Annotated in this window: 12 protein-coding genes; 8 read left to right on the top strand and 4 right to left on the bottom strand. The window is 43.5% G+C overall.

What is annotated here, in order from left to right:
- Window positions 1-652 precede the first annotated feature (652 nt).
- The gene (locus ORQ98_RS18200) at window positions 653-1,129 is read left to right on the top strand and encodes an NUDIX hydrolase (protein WP_274690236.1); all 477 of its coding nucleotides are present in this window, start codon (window positions 653-655) and stop codon (window positions 1,127-1,129) included.
- Between the two features lie 165 nt (window positions 1,130-1,294).
- On the opposite strand, the gene ORQ98_RS18195 is transcribed toward ORQ98_RS18200, so the two are convergent.
- Window positions 1,295-1,762 carry an Lrp/AsnC family transcriptional regulator gene (locus tag ORQ98_RS18195; protein ID WP_274690235.1) on the bottom strand — a complete coding sequence of 156 codons (468 nt, stop codon included), beginning with the start codon at window positions 1,760-1,762 and terminating at the stop codon, window positions 1,295-1,297.
- Between the two features lie 212 nt (window positions 1,763-1,974).
- Between ORQ98_RS18195 and ORQ98_RS18190 the strand changes: the two genes are divergently transcribed.
- The 7 genes from ORQ98_RS18190 (at window position 1,975) to ORQ98_RS18160 (ending at window position 11,127) form a co-directional block, all read left to right on the top strand.
- A complete protein-coding gene (locus ORQ98_RS18190) occupies window positions 1,975-2,946 on the top strand; it encodes a hypothetical protein (protein ID WP_274690234.1) in 972 nt (323 codons plus the stop codon).
- Between the two features lie 195 nt (window positions 2,947-3,141).
- Window positions 3,142-5,109: a biosynthetic arginine decarboxylase gene (gene speA / locus ORQ98_RS18185; protein ID WP_274690233.1), complete on the top strand. Its 1,968-nt coding sequence runs from the start codon at window positions 3,142-3,144 to the stop codon at window positions 5,107-5,109.
- A 229-nt stretch (window positions 5,110-5,338) separates the two neighbouring features.
- Window positions 5,339-6,538, top strand: coding sequence for a saccharopine dehydrogenase family protein (locus tag ORQ98_RS18180; RefSeq protein WP_274690232.1), 1,200 nt, complete (start codon window positions 5,339-5,341; stop codon window positions 6,536-6,538).
- Window positions 6,539-6,561: 23 nt separating this feature from the next.
- Window positions 6,562-7,728, top strand: coding sequence for a carboxynorspermidine decarboxylase (gene nspC / locus ORQ98_RS18175; RefSeq protein ID WP_274690231.1), 1,167 nt, complete (start codon window positions 6,562-6,564; stop codon window positions 7,726-7,728).
- 23 nt (window positions 7,729-7,751) lie between these two features.
- A complete protein-coding gene (gene speB / locus ORQ98_RS18170) occupies window positions 7,752-8,639 on the top strand; it encodes an agmatinase (protein ID WP_274690230.1) in 888 nt (295 codons plus the stop codon).
- 282 nt (window positions 8,640-8,921) lie between these two features.
- A complete protein-coding gene (locus ORQ98_RS18165) occupies window positions 8,922-9,269 on the top strand; it encodes a PilZ domain-containing protein (RefSeq protein ID WP_274690229.1) in 348 nt (115 codons plus the stop codon).
- A gap of 322 nt (window positions 9,270-9,591) precedes the next feature.
- The gene (locus tag ORQ98_RS18160; RefSeq protein ID WP_274690228.1) at window positions 9,592-11,127 is read left to right on the top strand and encodes a methyl-accepting chemotaxis protein; all 1,536 of its coding nucleotides are present in this window, start codon (window positions 9,592-9,594) and stop codon (window positions 11,125-11,127) included.
- Between the two features lie 54 nt (window positions 11,128-11,181).
- On the opposite strand, the gene ORQ98_RS18155 is transcribed toward ORQ98_RS18160, so the two are convergent.
- The 3 genes from ORQ98_RS18155 to ORQ98_RS18145 all read right to left on the bottom strand — a co-directional run bounded on the left by ORQ98_RS18155 (window position 11,182) and on the right by ORQ98_RS18145 (window position 16,460).
- Window positions 11,182-11,331 (bottom strand): hypothetical protein, encoded by a 150-nt coding sequence (locus ORQ98_RS18155; RefSeq protein WP_274690227.1) that lies wholly within the window; start codon window positions 11,329-11,331, stop codon window positions 11,182-11,184.
- A gap of 265 nt (window positions 11,332-11,596) precedes the next feature.
- A complete protein-coding gene (locus ORQ98_RS18150) occupies window positions 11,597-11,998 on the bottom strand; it encodes a response regulator (protein WP_274690226.1) in 402 nt (133 codons plus the stop codon).
- A complete protein-coding gene (locus ORQ98_RS18145; RefSeq protein WP_274690225.1) occupies window positions 11,991-16,460 on the bottom strand; it encodes a transporter substrate-binding domain-containing protein in 4,470 nt (1,489 codons plus the stop codon). The genes ORQ98_RS18150 and ORQ98_RS18145 overlap by 8 nt, the downstream gene beginning before the upstream one ends.
- Window positions 16,461-16,525: the final 65 nt, after the last annotated feature.

Genomic DNA, 16,525 nt, shown 5'->3' with positions numbered 1-16,525 from the left:
AAACAAATAAAAATCCAGCCCCATATTTCAACAGCAAGGCTTTTAAAAGCGGCTAAAAAATCACCTTGAAAGGGCTGCTACCAATCACCTAGATTTTTACAAACTTTAATTGTCACCTCTTTTACTGATAACGTCCTAAATTACTTACCAAAGGCTCTGTCATAAAATATCCACTTGTCACCCACGGGCCTTGCTTTTCGTGATAACAATAGGGACAAATGATATATTCACTATCTTTACATCCTTCAAGGTTAGCACTGGTTTCATACCAATAATATTTTTGGTCACACTTTTCACAGGTAGCGACATGCATCGGCTTCAACCTCTATCAATATCAACTAGAAGAAGTATTTATTGATGATGTACATTCTGAGTTTAATTATAGTCCGTTTTTCAATGTCATTTTAAAAGTCTGATCAACTATTCCTGTAACATATTCAAAACTTCCATGGGTTAGTCTGATTGATTACCATAAACAACACATAAAGTTTTTGTACACCGTTAAACTAAAAAATGTTAATTTTTCGAGTATAAAAATCATTCACATTGAGTGTAGTATTGGTCTAGTAACAAATGTAGAACCTGGTTACCATATATTCGGTTATTATTCATCAACGTCACGTTCACCAATAATTATGTATGGGAAGAGTAAATGCTACGCTTTGATATAGGTAATAATAGATTTAACTTTCGAAGTGTTGCCGTTGTAATTCATTCAGATCATATTTTATTACATAAAGCAGTTGCTGATGATTTTTGGACTTTGCCTGGCGGGCGGGTGGAATTTTTTGAAACGTCTGAAAACACAGTTCTTAGAGAGCTAGAAGAAGAGTTAGGTGTTAAATCAACAGTAAAGCGGCATTTGTGGTATGCGGAAAACTTCTTCGAGCTCAGTGGTAAGCAGTTTCACGAGGTAGCAAACTACTTTTTAGTATCACTCGATGAAGAGCCTATGATCAATTCAGAGCTTGATTTCAGTAGCATAGAAGAAAATGTTGAGTTGATTTTTCGTTGGGTTCCAAAATCAAAGCTCAGTGCGTATTTTTTAAAACCAAGCTTTCTGATAACAGGATTACAGGACCTCCCAGAGTCAACTGAGTATATTAAGATCAACGAATTACCCACATAATATAGCATTTCACAGGATTCCACTTCCTAAGGCATTCTCTGGAATGCAGCGTGTTTTAGTCAACGCTTAAAACCAAGCCTCTTGTTTGGAAACCAAGGATTGCTACTTCACAGCCAACTACTTCGATCAATAAAGCAACAGCAACACTTGATAAAAAGCGTTATTTCAAACCACAACTGCCGTTTCGAACTTATCCCTGTGCAATGAAATCAGTGAACGAAATTTCCGCATATTGGTTTCGGTATACAGTACCCGCTGAATAAAGGCTTCATAGGCTTGCATATCAGGTACAACAACAATCAAGATAAAATCCACTTCACCTGTCACTTGATAGCATTGGGTGACTTCTTGGGCATCCAGCACCTTGCGCCTGAATTGATCGTACAAATCCGGTCGGTCTCGTTCAAGTTCAACTTCTACAATAATATTCAGCTGATAGCCAACCTTCTTTGGGTCTAATAAGGCGACCTCAGCACAAATCACGCCAATCTCTCGCAATCGATTCACTCGCCTCAAACAGGCTGGTGGTGATAACCCTACCTGATCCGCCAAGACCACATTACTGATACTACTGTCTTGCTGCAGCAAGTTGAGAATTCGACGATCAATTTGATCTAATCCCAAGTCATTCATTTCATAGCCACGTATTTATGAGCAAAAAACCAACAAAACATAAAGAAATTTTATTTTATAATTTATAATCTATTCAATATATAATTAAATATTATAACTAAAATAAAAAATTATATTATATTTTGCTGATTGTATTTCTACTTTTATTTCATAGTGATCAGCTATCATTTACCTCCACCTTCAAGTAACCGTATCAGAAGTTAGGAGTTGAAATGGTTAAAGCCTCTGTCTTTCCCTTTATTAAGGAGCTGGTAGCAGAAATCTACGAAGTCACCAGCACGCTATTTAAAGTCATGATTCCCATTACGTTACTGGTAAAACTATTAGATGAGCTGGGTGGCACTGAATATCTTAGCTACCTACTCACTCCCTTGATGGATTGGGTAGGACTGCCTGAATCAATGGGGTTGGTTTGGGCAACCACGTTACTCACCAACCTCTATACCGGAATGCTGGTATTTTTCTTAGAGGCTCAACATCAAGCTTTCACTGTCGCCGACGTGACTGTACTGGGTGGTATGTTGCTGATTGCCCACTCCCTTCCCATTGAAGCCAGAGTGGCTCAACTGGCAGGTGTACGGATTGCTTTTACCTTATTACTACGGATTGGCGGAGCTTTATTATTTGGTTGGCTGTTACAGCAAACATTCCACTACGGTGACTGGCTACAGCAGCCTAACCAGTTGATCTGGCAACCCACCCAAACCGATACCAGCTTCTCCGCCTGGCTATTCAGTTTTCTTCAGAGCCTGGGGATGGTTGTTGTCATTATCAGTGCGCTATTGACCTTATTGAAAGTGCTCAAACTGTTGCATATCGAACGCTTATTGATCTGGCTATTAACCCCTCTCTTGCGTTGTTTAGGCATTAGCGCCAAAGCCACCTCTATTATTATTGTGGGGATTACCCTTGGTTTAAGCTATGGTGGTGGTTTATTAATCAAAGAGGCAAAAACTGGTGAGCTAACTAAACAGGATATTTTTGCTGCAATGAGCTTTCTTGGTCTATTTCACAGCGTAATAGAAGACACTTTGTTAATCATGCTGTTGGGTGCGCATATTTCAGGTGTACTTTGGTTACGACTGGCCTTTGCACTCATCGTAACCGTGCTGATTACTTTTTGGCTTAAACGCTGCAGCCAATCAATCTATCAGCGTTATTTATTTAACTCTCCTGCTCCTTAATCAAACAATATGAGTATTCAACTATTCTTCAATGACAAAAAATAAAAATAATACTTCCCCTAAGGGGGTAAGATGTAGAAAATGCGCAATTTATTTCGCCATCAGATTTGAGGCTGTTGATGCTTCCTGAACGATATTGTTTCAAACGCAACAACACCTCTGCTGAAAATATCAACAGCTCCTGGGGTTCGATTAATGATGCCGTATATTAACGACTCAACTGGGAAAGCCAACACCAACGAGCCAACCCGCAATACATCGGAGTGGACTGTTCAAGACAGCGCCCAGTTGTACGGTACCAGCCACTGGGGGGCTGGCTATTTTGATGTATCTGATAACGGTGATGCGGTAGTCACTGTCGACTTCAATGGCAGTGGCAAGCAGGTATCTGTCCCCATTATCGATATTGTTAAGGGTATGCAAGAGCGAGGGCTGGAAATGCCCGCAGTGCTGCGTATTGAGAACCTGTTGGATCATCGAATTAAACAGCTAAATGAAGCTTTTGCCCGCGCCATTAAAGAGTGTGGATACCGTAACCATTATCGTGGTGTCTTTCCAATTAAAGTTAATCAGCAGTGCCACGTTATTGAAGAAATTGCTACCTTTGGCGGTAGTTTTCACCATGGCCTTGAGGCAGGTAGTAAAGCGGAATTAATTATTGCCCTCTCCCAACTAAAAGATCACGACAGTTTTATTGTGTGTAATGGCTATAAAGATGCGGAGTTCATCGAGCTGGGCCTTTATGCCAAGCAAATGGGTATTCGTACGTTTTTTGTAGTAGAAACCCCGGCAGAGCTGCCGATCATTATTAAACAGAGCCAAGCACTGGGCATTGAGCCCTTAATTGGGGTGCGAATCAGGCTGTCAGTGGCAGTTGAGGGACATTGGGAGCAAGACAGTGGCGATCGTTCTATTTTTGGCTTATCTACTGCAGCGCTGCTAGATATCGTTGAGCAGCTAAAAGCCGCCAACATGCTGCATTGTCTTCAATTACTCCATTGCCATATAGGCTCGCAAATCCCTAATATTCGTAACATCCGGAGTGGAGTGCTGGAAGCCTGCCGTTACTACAGTGGCTTGGTTGCAGAAGGTGCGCCGATGGGCTTTTTGGATATGGGTGGAGGTTTAGCGGTTGACTATGAAGGCTCCTGTTCTAACAGTACCCACAGTATGAACTATCAACTGGATGAATATTGTGTAGATATTGTAGAAACCATTCGGGAAAATCTAGACCCCTTAAATATTGAACACCCTGTCATTATTACTGAGTCTGGTCGTGCCACTGTCGCTTACTCGTCGATGCTGTTATTTAACATCCTGGATGTACGGGACCATAAGCCAACCAATTTGCCTGAGTCACTGCCCGAAAACAGCCATGAGCAATTACAAAATCTTTGGTATGTAAAAGACAACGTTCAAGTCAAAAAACTACAAGAGAGTTATAACGACTGCTTGTATTATCGGGATGAGGTACGAGAGCTATTTCGCCGAGGCCAGATTAACCTACGTGAGCGTGCCTTAGCAGAGAATATCGCCTTAGCTATTTTTGAGGAAATTGCGCTACTGTTACCACAGGTTGAAAGGTTTCCCTCCGAGCTGGAAAACCTGCCCACATTATTATCCGATATTTATTATGGCAACTTTAGTTTATTCCAATCGCTACCGGATATTTGGGCCATTGACCAGACATTTCCGATTATGCCAATCCATCGCCTTGATGAAGAGCCTACTCGTGAAGCGATCTTAGCGGATATAACTTGTGATTGTGATGGTAAAATAGATCAATTCACGACACCTGATGGGGTTCGCTCAACACTGCCATTACATCCCTTACGAGCGAATGAAGAATATTATTTAGGGGTGTTTTTAGTGGGTGCTTACCAGGAAACCCTGGGCGATTTACATAATTTATTTGGCGATACGAATGTGGTGAGTGTCCGGGTTAACCTAGATGGCAGTTATAGTTTTGTTCGTGAGTTTCACGGCGACAGCATTGCTGATGTGCTTAGCTATGTGGAATACGATCCTAAAAGCATGCAAGAGCAACTGCGGCGAAATGCAGAAGCAGCGGTACGTGAAGGCAAGATTACGGTGACCATGCGTCAACAGATTTTAAAAGCTTTTCGGGAGAGCCTACAGGGCTATACCTACTTTGAACGTTAATTACCGCTTAAAAAGGTTAAGGAAAGTTTTTTGAGTATATGGAGTAATAGGATATTATTTCGCCACTCATGAAGGGCCCTCCATGGCCCATCATGAGTTAAAAAGGCATCCATGCCTTCGCTACATAACATCCCATTACCCCATACCCATTTATTTTTGTGATAATCCTTTAAAAAGAATAATCCCGACAAGTTGAGTATTACTCATATACGTTAGAGGAAGAACAAACATGTCAAAAGTGTTAATTATTGGTGCTGGTGGTGTGGGTGGTGTCGTCACCCATAAATGTGCGCAATTACCTGAAGTATTTACAGAAATTACCTTAGCTAGTCGTACGGAAGCAAAATGTAAGGCAATTGCAGCCCAATTAGATCGCCCAATTAAGACGGCTCAGGTTGATGCGGATAATGTGCCAGAACTGGTAGCATTATTAAAACAAGAAAAGCCAACCCTGGTCATTAACGTTGCGCTTCCTTACCAAGATTTAACCATTATGGATGCCTGTTTAGAAGCGGGTGTTCATTATCTGGATACAGCCAACTACGAGCCATTGGATACAGCTAAGTTTGAATACAAGTGGCAGTGGGCTTATCAAGAAAAGTTTGAAAAAGCAGGCTTAACCGCACTACTAGGTAGTGGTTTTGATCCAGGTGCTACTAATGTGTTTACTGCGTATTTGGCTAAGCATTATCTTGATGAAATCCATGAACTGGACATCATTGATGTTAATGGTGGCGACCATGGCTATCCTTTTGCTACTAACTTCAGCCCTGAAATTAATATCCGCGAAGTGACAGCCGAATGCCGTCACTGGGAAAATGGTGAGTTTGTTACCACGCCCGCTATGTCGAAAAAAGCCCGCTTTACTTGCCCAGAAGGGGTTGGTGAATACGACATCTATCGCATGTATCACGAAGAGTTAGAGTCATTGGCCAAACACATCCCCACATTAAAGCGGGCACAGTTTTGGATGAGCTTCTCTGACAACTACCTCAAGCATTTAGAAGTACTAGGTAATGTGGGCATGACCAGCATTGAACCAATTGAGTACAATGGCCAACAGATCGTGCCTATTCAACTATTGGCTAAATTACTGCCTGACCCATCTAGCCTTGGCCCTCGCACCAAAGGTAAAACCTGTATTGGCTGTGTGGCTCGTGGTATCAAAGATGGCAAAGAAAAAGTGGTCTACATCTATAATATTTGTGATCATCAAGCCTGCTACCAGGAAGTTAAATCCCAAGCCATTTCTTACACCACTGGGGTACCGGCTATGATTGGTGCCAAAATGATGCTGGAAGGCAAGTGGTTGAAACCTGGGGTCTGGAATATGGAACAGTTTGATCCTGATCCATTCTTGGCGGATATGAATCAGCACGGCTTACCTTGGAAGGTGATCGAATTAGATAACTTTAACCTGGACCACTAAACACCAGACTGGATCAATTAGCCATGCAGTTTACTGACTTCAGTCAATTGGATTTAAGCCGTCTTCCCTCCCCTTGCTTTGTAGTGGATGAAGTGGCTGTCGAGCGAAATTTGGCCATTCTGAAACAGGTGGCCGATCAGAGTGGGGCTAAAATTTTAGCTGCACTCAAAGCTTTTTCCATGTGGAACCTGGCACCGCTAACCGCAAAGTACTTAAGTGGTACCTGTGCCAGCGGCTTACATGAAGCACGCTTAGGCCATGAGGAATATGGTGGTGAAGTTCATGTGTTTTCAGCTGCCTATAGCGAGGCGGATTTAGCTGAGCTATTAGCGTTTGCTCACCACATTATTTTTAACTCCTGTGGTCAGTGGCAGCGTTTTCAACCATTGATTCAGGCAGCAAAAGCCAAACGACCTGAGCTGCAATTCGGTTTACGGATTAATCCAGCGCATTCAGAAGGGAGCGTGCCGATTTATGATCCCTGTGCACCTGGCTCTCGGCTGGGGATTCCACTATCTGAGTTAGATGAGTCCAGTTTAGACGGCATCAGTGGTCTACATTTCCATACTCTTTGTGAACAAGACTTCAGTCCACTGGCTCGTACTCTAGATGTTGTGGAAGCCAAATTTGGTCATTTATTAGCAAAGATGGAGTGGGTTAACTTTGGTGGTGGCCACCATATTACCCGCCCGGATTACCAAGTCGATAAATTGGTTGAGCGGATTAACGCCTTTAGCCAAAAGTACGATGTGCAGGTATATCTAGAGCCCGGTGAGGCTGTAGCAATCGGTACCGGGGTATTAAGCTGTGAAGTGCTGGATATTACTTGGAACCAACTAAACCAAGCCATTCTAGATACCTCCGCTACCTGCCATATGCCTGATACACTCGAAATGCCCTATCGCCCGGATATTTTAGGTGCCGGTGAAGCCAATGAGTTTGCTCATACTTATCGTTTGGGTGGTCTCACCTGCCTAGCGGGTGATGTGATTAGTGACTACAGCTTTGTCGAGCCGTTGACGGTGGGACAGCGGTTACTGTTTGAAGATATGGCCCACTACACCATGGTCAAAACCACCACTTTTAATGGCACTAAGTTGCCGGCTTTAGCGGTGTGGAATTCGCAAACGGATGAGCTGAAAGTTGTCAAAACCTTTGGTTACGAAGACTTTAAAAATCGTTTGTCGTAAGAAGTAGTTGTGAGTGATTAGTAATGAGTGAACCAACCAGTGATTACCCTATTTTTCTAGGCTCTGAAATTGACCAGCCTGCCCCCGAGCAAGCTTATTTTCATGTACTACCCGTCCCCTATGAAAAAACCGTTTCCTATGGCGGAGGCACCTGTTTAGGCCCTTCTGCGATTTTAAAAGCATCTTGGCAATTGGAGGAATGGGATGGCAAAAGCAAACCCTGTGAGCAAGGGATTTATACTTGCGAGCCAGTTGATTGTTCAGTATCCCCAGAGCAGGTCGTTGATAATATAGCTGCAGCGACAGCCCATATTGTTAAACAAGGGGCAATGCCTGTTGTACTGGGTGGTGAACACACCGTCACCTACGGCGTAATTAAGGGCTTAAAAGCCGCTGGGTTTGATGACTTTGGTATTGTGCAAATTGATGCCCATGCAGATTTGCGCGATGCTTATGAAGGAGACCCACTCAGTCATGCCTCTGTCATGAAACGCTGTGTGGATATGGGGATTCCTCTCTACCAGTTAGGTATTCGCGCTTTTTGTGAAGAAGAAATGGCAGTACGTCAACAGCATGGCGTCTATTTTCAAGATGCAGATGAGCTGGTACCGCAAAACATTCAAGCCATTGAGCTACCTGCTGACTTCCCCAGCAAAGTATTTTTTACTTTGGATATTGATGGCATGGACCCTTCTGTATTCCCCTCAACAGGCACACCGGTCCCTGGCGGCTTAGACTGGTATCAAACCCTACATTTATTTGAGTCAGTGGCTAAACAACGTGAGATTATTGGCTTCGATATTATGGAGTTTGCACCTATCGAAGGCTTCCATGCCTATGACTTTGCAGCTTCTTTACTGACTTATAAGTTAATGGGTATCACCCAACGCACCCAGTCAGCCCGTTCTTAACAACCTTTGCTAATAAGCCCTTTCAAATCAAAACATTGAAAGGGTTAACTGCTGCTAACCTAACAACCCTCATCATATTTTCTTAACAGACGCGCTAGCCGCAAGTTGTTATATTAAGGGCACCTCTAATAATTGTTTATGGCCTCTGCGCAAGCTGACGGGGTCTTGAACAAGACGGCTTGTGCAATGTAAGGCTGGTTGCCTTTACAAACAAACCAACACAGTGCAAGAGCCCGTCAGGCAGTGTATCAGCTAGCAATTACCCTGTTAGTAGGATGTTTTATGGATAGTTTTCTATTTAATAAAGACAACCGTGCTCCCCGTAAAAAAACCACATGGAATGCCGCACTGAAAGTAAAAGATGCTGTTATTCCAGTACAGATTCTTAACATTTCAGAGCAAGGCGCACTAGTGGGGTCCAGCCTTAATGTTAATAAGAATAAGCCTATCGCCTTAATGATAAGAGCAAGGTACGATAAATACAGATCGGTTATTTATGCACGGGCTTTGGTTCGACATGTCACCATGCGAAATAACAACTTTTATATTGGCTTACAGTTCACTGAAATAGAAAAGCGTCATCAACAGTTTATAAAAAGCTACCTTGAGCACAACGAGTTGGATATCTAGGCAAACCAAGTTTGTACTACCTATTTTAGCCATGCTAAGCCCCCCATAAGCAAGCAATTTTGCTTATTGTTATAAGTTATCTTTATGAAATAACTCAGTATTATTAATTACTAAAAAGTAATTATATTTCAAACAAATAACCAGTGGATATGACAGCATTTTTTCGCTTTTGCTTCCATCCTTGGCAAGCTGTACTAGACTGAGAATTAAGCTCATAGCTGGGACGGGTTCGGCTATGAAGAACGGTATTTTACTTACCGTTTTGGAGTGACAGTAATAACAAAGCTTGATTAACAGGCTGCAACGAGTACCAGGTAGTTCTATGATTCCGCAAAGTATACGTGCCCGCTTTATTTTGTTGTTTATAGCCATTGTTTCTATCGTGCTGTTTGCTTTTGGCTACTACAACTACAGCATTACTAAAAGCGGCCTGGAAGAAGAGTTAACCACTCAAGCCGCCAATGCAACTAAACGACTCAGCGTCAGCTTACCTGGTCCTATCTGGAACTATGAGCCTGAGTTTATTAACAGTAATGTTATCTCTGAAATGCAAGCAGCCAAGTTCATTGCTGGTATTCAGGTGAAATCCAAAAGTGATGTATTAGCCCTGTATGGCAGAGATGAAGCCGATCATAAAAAAATAATTAAAGCTAAAGCCCCCCCAGCAAAAGTTTCATCAACGATTGAAAAAGAGCTTATTTTTGATGATGACGGTGATCAACAAAATGTAGGCACGGTCGTGATGTATATTGACGATTCTTTCGTTAAAGCCAAATTACGGGAAAACCTGATTATTCAAGTTGTTCAAGGTGTGGTTTTAGATATTCTCATTGCTGGATTAATCATGATTATCGTGAGCCGTATTGTGGTCACACCTTTACGCAATGTCACTGATGCAATTAACGATATCGCCGGTGGTGGCGGTGACTTAACTCAACGCCTGGAAACCCGCAGTGCCACAGAGGTGAGTGAGCTTGCCCAAGGGTTTAATGCATTCGTTGCCAAATTACAAGAAATTATCCGCGAGTTAAGTCATGTTTCCGTACAACTGCTGTCTTCTTCTCAAGACAGTGGCAACATTATCAATGAACAAACTGAAGGTATTTTAAGCCAACAAACAAAAATTGACATGGTCGCCACCGCTACCTCAGAAATGTCTCAATCCATCAGTTCAGTAGCAGACAACGCTAACTCTGCTTCAGAGTCTGCACAAGATGCCAACAATAAAGCATCCGAGGGTACCCATGTGGTTAGCCAAGCAGTTAATGCGATTCAATCATTGGCTGATGAAATCACTGCTGTTACTCATGCCACGCAACAATTAATTACTGAAGGGGAAAATATTGGTACGGTTTTGGATGTTATTAAAAGTATTTCCGAGCAAACCAATTTACTAGCATTAAATGCAGCAATAGAAGCAGCACGCGCTGGTGAAGCTGGACGAGGCTTTGCCGTTGTTGCAGATGAAGTTCGTACCTTGGCTCAAAAAACCAATGAGTCTACCGACGAAATTCACCAAAGTATTTTAAACCTACGCTCTTGTAGCGAAACGGTTGAAAAAGGAATCGTGAACCTAGAGCATCATGCGAATAGCGGCGTAGAAAAAGTAACCGAAGCCGGTAGTGCCATTGCTAAAATTCTAGATGCCGTTAATACCATTACCGAAATGAACTCCCATATTGCTGAAGCCTCTCAAGAGCAAAGTCAGGTAATTAGCGAAATTAACGAAAATATTGTTAATATTTCTGTGGTTGCAGAGGAAACTGTCGAGCGATCTAAAGAAACCCTGAGTAAAAGTAATGAGGTTGAAGGGTTAGCCAATCAGCTACAAGCTGTGGTTGGTCGGTTTAAAATTTAAGCAGCACTTTATTTTTTTACTAAAGCATTTTTTATCCATCAACTGTCTTATTTATTAGCTCACTTGCCATAGCACAATCATAAACTTATCTATTTTTTCCCAGTCTTCTCCCCTCCCTTGCTTAATTAATCGTTCAAAAAAACAACGAGTAATTCGCTCTAACAGGTGTTTTATGAACCCTTTAATAAAAATACGACACGGCATTTAAGTGATACGTACCTTAGTACAATTGCGAACCTCATCAACTTTATTTGATTATGCTACTGCCAGTTCTTTTAGCCGTTTGGTAGGAGGTCAATTTCTCATGACAACTCAGCAAAGCGGTACCCCAATAAATTCAAATGCTATTGGACAACCAAGCTATCCTTGATAGCCTGCTAGCCAGCGGCAACCTGGTGATTGATTAGTAACGAATGAGAGAATTCCTTGGTAACACTTTAGCCGGCCCATCAGGTCGGCTTTTTTATGACTAGGATCGCTCCGTACAGAAGTGGGTTAAGGTACTCTCCAGCCAATCAGCCCGTAGTGGTTTAGCCATTGTCCCAATAACCTGTAATCCCACCATATTGGCTATTTGGCAGCTATTTTCTAGCACTGCCTGCTGCTCCTCACTGGCAATAATCACACCGCCACTAAAGCCTCGCTTACCTAAGTGATGAAGAAACTCAGCACCATGCATACCCGGTAAGTTTAAATCACAAATCACCACATCAACTGAATGATTACTTACCAGCGTTAACGCAGTCTGGCCATCTTCAGCCTCTAGCAGGTTGCTAATACCGAGCTGCTGTAATAGTAGCCGCAAATAGTTGCGCTGAAATTCATGATCTTCCAACACCATAATCGTGAGGTCAGCGAGTGATTTATTCATTCCTGATCAAAAACTGTTTTATATACTGCTGTAAGTGCTCATATTCCTGTTTCACCTGGCTGATATAGTGGGCAATACCTGACCAGTCCTCCCCTTTTGCAGCCATTTCTAGGGAACGGCTGCTTTCTGCCAGTGCATCTGCTTCAATAATTTTAGCTGCTCCCTTCACTCGGTGAGCGGTTTCGGCAACGACTACTGCTTCATGGGCTTCCACTGCATTCGAGAGTTTTTCTATATCTTGCTGGGTTTGATTGATGAAATCCCCTAGCATTTTATTAACCATGGCCTGGTCACCAAACAATGACAATAACTGGCTCAGCTGAATAGCGGCCTCAGAGGCTTCACTCGCTGGCTGAACAACATCTTCTTTATGACGCTGGTTGATAATGGCTTTACCTAGCCAATATTTAAGAATTTTGCCTAAGTCAGGAATTGTTACAGGCTTGGTAATAAAGTCATCCATCCCAGCATCTCGGCATTTTTGCGCATCATCAGCCAGTGCACTGGCCGTCAGTGCAATAATTGGGACACGACCATACCCCAGTCGCTGTTCTTCTTCTCGTATTGTTTGAGTGAGGGTATAACCATCCATTTCGGGCATGTGGCAGTCTGATATGACGAGCACAAAGTCACCTGTCCGCCAAGCCTTCAGCGCTTCTACACCATTCTCCACTATACAAGCATTCACCCCCAGCAGTTTGAGCTGCTGTCTAATTACCTGCTGATTGGTTGGGTGATCTTCAGCGACTAAAATCCGGCCAGTAAAATTGAGTTTAGGCACCTCCACTTTGGGTAGAGTGGTCAATCGATCAGCTAGATAGTCTTCAACGCCTAGGGCAATTTTCAGTGCCCGATAAAATAAACAAGGAAACAAGGGCTGTGTACCCAACTTAACCCCTACCTTCTCTATTTCCTCTATCTGTTGGTCATAGTTAGGTGACAGCAACACAACTGGTACTTCCAGGCTGGCAAGCCAATTTAAGCTATGGGTATCATCCAGTTGCCAGTAATGTTGAATGACATACTGTTGAGCAACAAGGGCATTGACTTTGTTAGCTTGTAATAAGCTAGGAATTTCATTTGCCGATTGAGGTAGCTTATCAGGCCGTACTTGCTCTACTCCCCAAGCCCCCAGGTATTTATTAATGCTGCTGTTTAAAAAACTATCCTGCACTAATACCAGAACGGTTTGTTTATTGAGCACCACCGAAGGCTCACTGGGTGTACAAATATCAAAAGGTTGTTGGTAGCTAATCATGGTTCCCTTGCCTACCGTACTGGTTAGGCTGATCTCCCCACCCATCATTGCAGCCAGTCGCCGACAAATAACCAGCCCCAGCCCTGTACCACCATAGCGGCGAGTGGTGGTGGCTTCTGCTTGACTGAAAGGCTCAAATAGTTTGGCCTGCTTAGTTTTACTAATACCTATTCCTGTATCTTCAACTGTCAACGCGAGCCACTGAGTTTGGGCAGTCGCTCGCTGCAACTCCAGGCTGACTTTGACATATCCCATATCCGTAAACTTAATGGCATTGCTCAGCATATTAAATAGAATCTGCCGAATCCTGACACTATCGGCTGTGACTTCTTTCGCCAGATAAGGATCAATGAACAAGCGCAATTCAACCTGCTTTTCTATCGCCTGAGCCGCAAAGGTACCTGCAACTGATTCTAATAATGTGGTGAAATCAACTGGGTGGTAATCTAGCTTGAGCTTGCCAGCCTCAATTTTTGAGAAATCCAAAATATCATTCAGAATTTGCATCAATGCCGTGGCAGAATCACGCATGGTATCCACCAACCGTTGCTGATCCGCTTGCAGTGAGGTATAGCAAAGCAGCTCTAACATCCCCATCACCCCGTTCATGGGGGTACGAATTTCATGACTCATCACAGCCAAAAAGTCAGACTTCGCTTGAGTCGCTGCCTCAGCCTCTTCTTTGGCTCTGGCAAGCGCTTCTTCTTGGGTTTTACGCTCAGTAATATCAACAATCACACCATCAATAAAAAGAGGCGATTTATTATGGTCATAGATGGCTTTACCCCGCTCAAACACCCAGTGTAATTGGCTGGTTTTATCCACCATCCGATATTCAATGCTATAGGTAGGCTGCTTCATCACTTGCTGAAGTACTTGTTTTCTTAACTGCTCAGCATCGTCAGGGTGAATAATGCTAGCAAACTTGCGTACTTTATTATGGATAAAGTCAGTCGCCGGATACCCACTTAATGATTCGATGGCATCACTGATAAATAACATGGTGGAGTCTTGGTTGACCTGATAGCGAAATACTGCTCCGGTCAAGTTGCTCAACAGGTTACGATAGCGCTCTTCACTTTGCTCCAGAGCCCGCTCAGCTGCTTTACGCTCAGAAATATCAACGATCACGCCCAGTAACCCAGAGGGCTGCCCTGTTTGACCACCAAAGGTAGACTTCCAAAACAGCACATCATGCACCATCCCATCAATATAGTGTGCCTGGGTCTCACAGTGGGTAACACCACCAACATCTAACAACGAGCGATCATCCGTATCATATTCATCTGCTTTAATTGGGTCTTGGTGGACTTCTAATACTGTTTTGCCTACAAGCTCATCCCGATGGATACCAAACGCTTCTTCATAAGCCCGATTACACCCCATGTACTTACCTTCTCGATCTTTAAAAAAAATCGGATTTGGGATGGTATCAAGCAGCACTTTTTGAAAGTCCAGCTGGGCGGAAAGCTGCAACTCCAACTGACAACGTTTTTCAATTTCACTTGATAGTCGTTTGTTCCACCAGAGAATCAAAGCCCAGGCAATAGAAATTACCACCATTATAGGTATCAAGTAGGTCAGCACCTGCCGCCAGTTAGCAGCATGCTCATAACGAACAGCTAACCATTTTTGCTGAATCGCCCGATGTTCTTGTGGGGTCATACTAGCCAACACTTTGTTAACCAGCTGAACCAGGTGAGGCCAGTCCATTCTTACGGCCAATCGAATATCCTGCTGATGATCCTGAACAGGGGCAGCGATTTTTAACTTGCCTAAAAACTGCTGCTGAATCATTTGACTCATCACCACCAGGTTGCCTATCGTCGCTTCTGCCTCTCCTTTGGCCACCATATTCAGTGCATTTTTAACCGAATCCGTTTCAATCACAGGAACAAAGGGGTAGTCAAAACGCAGCATTTCATAGCTGGCATAATCTGACACCGCCACTACTTTTTTTCCAGCCAAATCCTGAAGCCCCTCAACAAAGCCCGCATCAACTGCAGTGACAATCGCCATCGGCACTTTCGCATAAGGTCTGGAAAACAGCATATTTTGAGCACGGCTGGGGGTTTTTGATACAGACGCCAATAAGTCTATCTCTCCATACTGAATGGCTCTCATTTGCTGACTCCAGGTTTGATGCTTCACAACATGAACCGATATTCCCAGGCGCTGACCAATAATCTTGGCATACTCGGAAGCAATCCCTATATGTTTCCCTTCAGCATCCAGTGCATCAAAGGGAGGCCAGTTGGGGTCTACCCCCAACCTGATGACTGGGTGAGACTTCAACCAAGCTTGCTCCTCCTGGGTGAGTGCCAATGCTCCGCGGCCAATGGCAGCTTCCTCTTTCAGCCACGGCCCATTCAATAGTTTCCGCTCGTCATCTCTGAGCTGCTTCAAAAATTCTTGTAATGCCGCTTGCCACGGCAAGTCATCCGGCGGACTACCCATAAACCATTTTAAGCTGGCTAATCCTTTGACAGGTTGCCATTGCCAATTATGTACATTCACCTGATTAAGCCAGTAATTAGCCATGGCACTATCTCCCAGCAGCCCCACGACTTCTCGTCTTTCCACTGCTTTTAACGCCGTATTAAATGATTTAAAGGCTCTGACAGTGGTTGATGCTGGTAATTGAGATTTAACTAATGGCAGCCAAGTAGGCTTACCAAGCACTGCGATGGTGTTATCTTGCAAGCGGTCAATACTGACAGGACTGGTTTGGCGAGATGTAAACAGCCCCATAGGTGTTTGTATTAGGGCTGGCAGGAAAGTAAACCGGCGATGAAAGTGCTTGTCAGGCTCACTGGCAAATACCAAGTCAACATTTTTTTGGTCTGCCGCTTTCAATAACGCTTCAGCCGTCGAATAAACGGTGATGCTGAACTCAATACCTAACTGTTTACCAAGTAAAGCCAGGTAATTGGCCTCAATACCCCTCAGCTCATTGCGATCATTAAGGATGACATAGGGTGCGTTGGTATCAGCCAGAGTACCCACCCGCCAGTGGCTAGCCTGGCTAAGTCTTTGCCTGATATTGGGTTGAAGTTCCGTGGAGGTTGTTTGAGGTAGCTGAACACTGACCTCATCAACTAACTGAGCCTGATAAACTGCCAAACAACACTGACTAAACAAGCAACTGAAAATCCCCCACAGACATAACCCTAGCTGATAGCGATAACCTGTGTTGCCTGCCAAACCTCATTCCTATTCTCTGCAGATCTTAACGACTACTGACTGTAATCTAAGTGTAGCTGCTTGCT

The organism is Spartinivicinus poritis (genome assembly GCF_028858535.1).
Taxonomy (GTDB): domain Bacteria; phylum Pseudomonadota; class Gammaproteobacteria; order Pseudomonadales; family Zooshikellaceae; genus Spartinivicinus; species Spartinivicinus poritis.
Note: the sequence above shows the minus strand (reverse complement) of the source record. Positions and strands in the feature narration are given on the sequence as shown.

Coding starts and splice junctions, on each gene's coding strand:
- ORQ98_RS18200 (WP_274690236.1), top strand. CDS start 653: ATGCTACGCTTTGATATAGGTAATAATAGATTTAACTTTCGAAGTGTT.
- ORQ98_RS18195 (WP_274690235.1), bottom strand. CDS start 1,762: ATGAATGACTTGGGATTAGATCAAATTGATCGTCGAATTCTCAACTTG.
- ORQ98_RS18190 (WP_274690234.1), top strand. CDS start 1,975: ATGGTTAAAGCCTCTGTCTTTCCCTTTATTAAGGAGCTGGTAGCAGAA.
- speA (WP_274690233.1), top strand. CDS start 3,142: ATGATGCCGTATATTAACGACTCAACTGGGAAAGCCAACACCAACGAG.
- ORQ98_RS18180 (WP_274690232.1), top strand. CDS start 5,339: ATGTCAAAAGTGTTAATTATTGGTGCTGGTGGTGTGGGTGGTGTCGTC.
- nspC (WP_274690231.1), top strand. CDS start 6,562: ATGCAGTTTACTGACTTCAGTCAATTGGATTTAAGCCGTCTTCCCTCC.
- speB (WP_274690230.1), top strand. CDS start 7,752: ATGAGTGAACCAACCAGTGATTACCCTATTTTTCTAGGCTCTGAAATT.
- ORQ98_RS18165 (WP_274690229.1), top strand. CDS start 8,922: ATGGATAGTTTTCTATTTAATAAAGACAACCGTGCTCCCCGTAAAAAA.
- ORQ98_RS18160 (WP_274690228.1), top strand. CDS start 9,592: ATGATTCCGCAAAGTATACGTGCCCGCTTTATTTTGTTGTTTATAGCC.
- ORQ98_RS18155 (WP_274690227.1), bottom strand. CDS start 11,331: ATGCCGTGTCGTATTTTTATTAAAGGGTTCATAAAACACCTGTTAGAG.
- ORQ98_RS18150 (WP_274690226.1), bottom strand. CDS start 11,998: ATGAATAAATCACTCGCTGACCTCACGATTATGGTGTTGGAAGATCAT.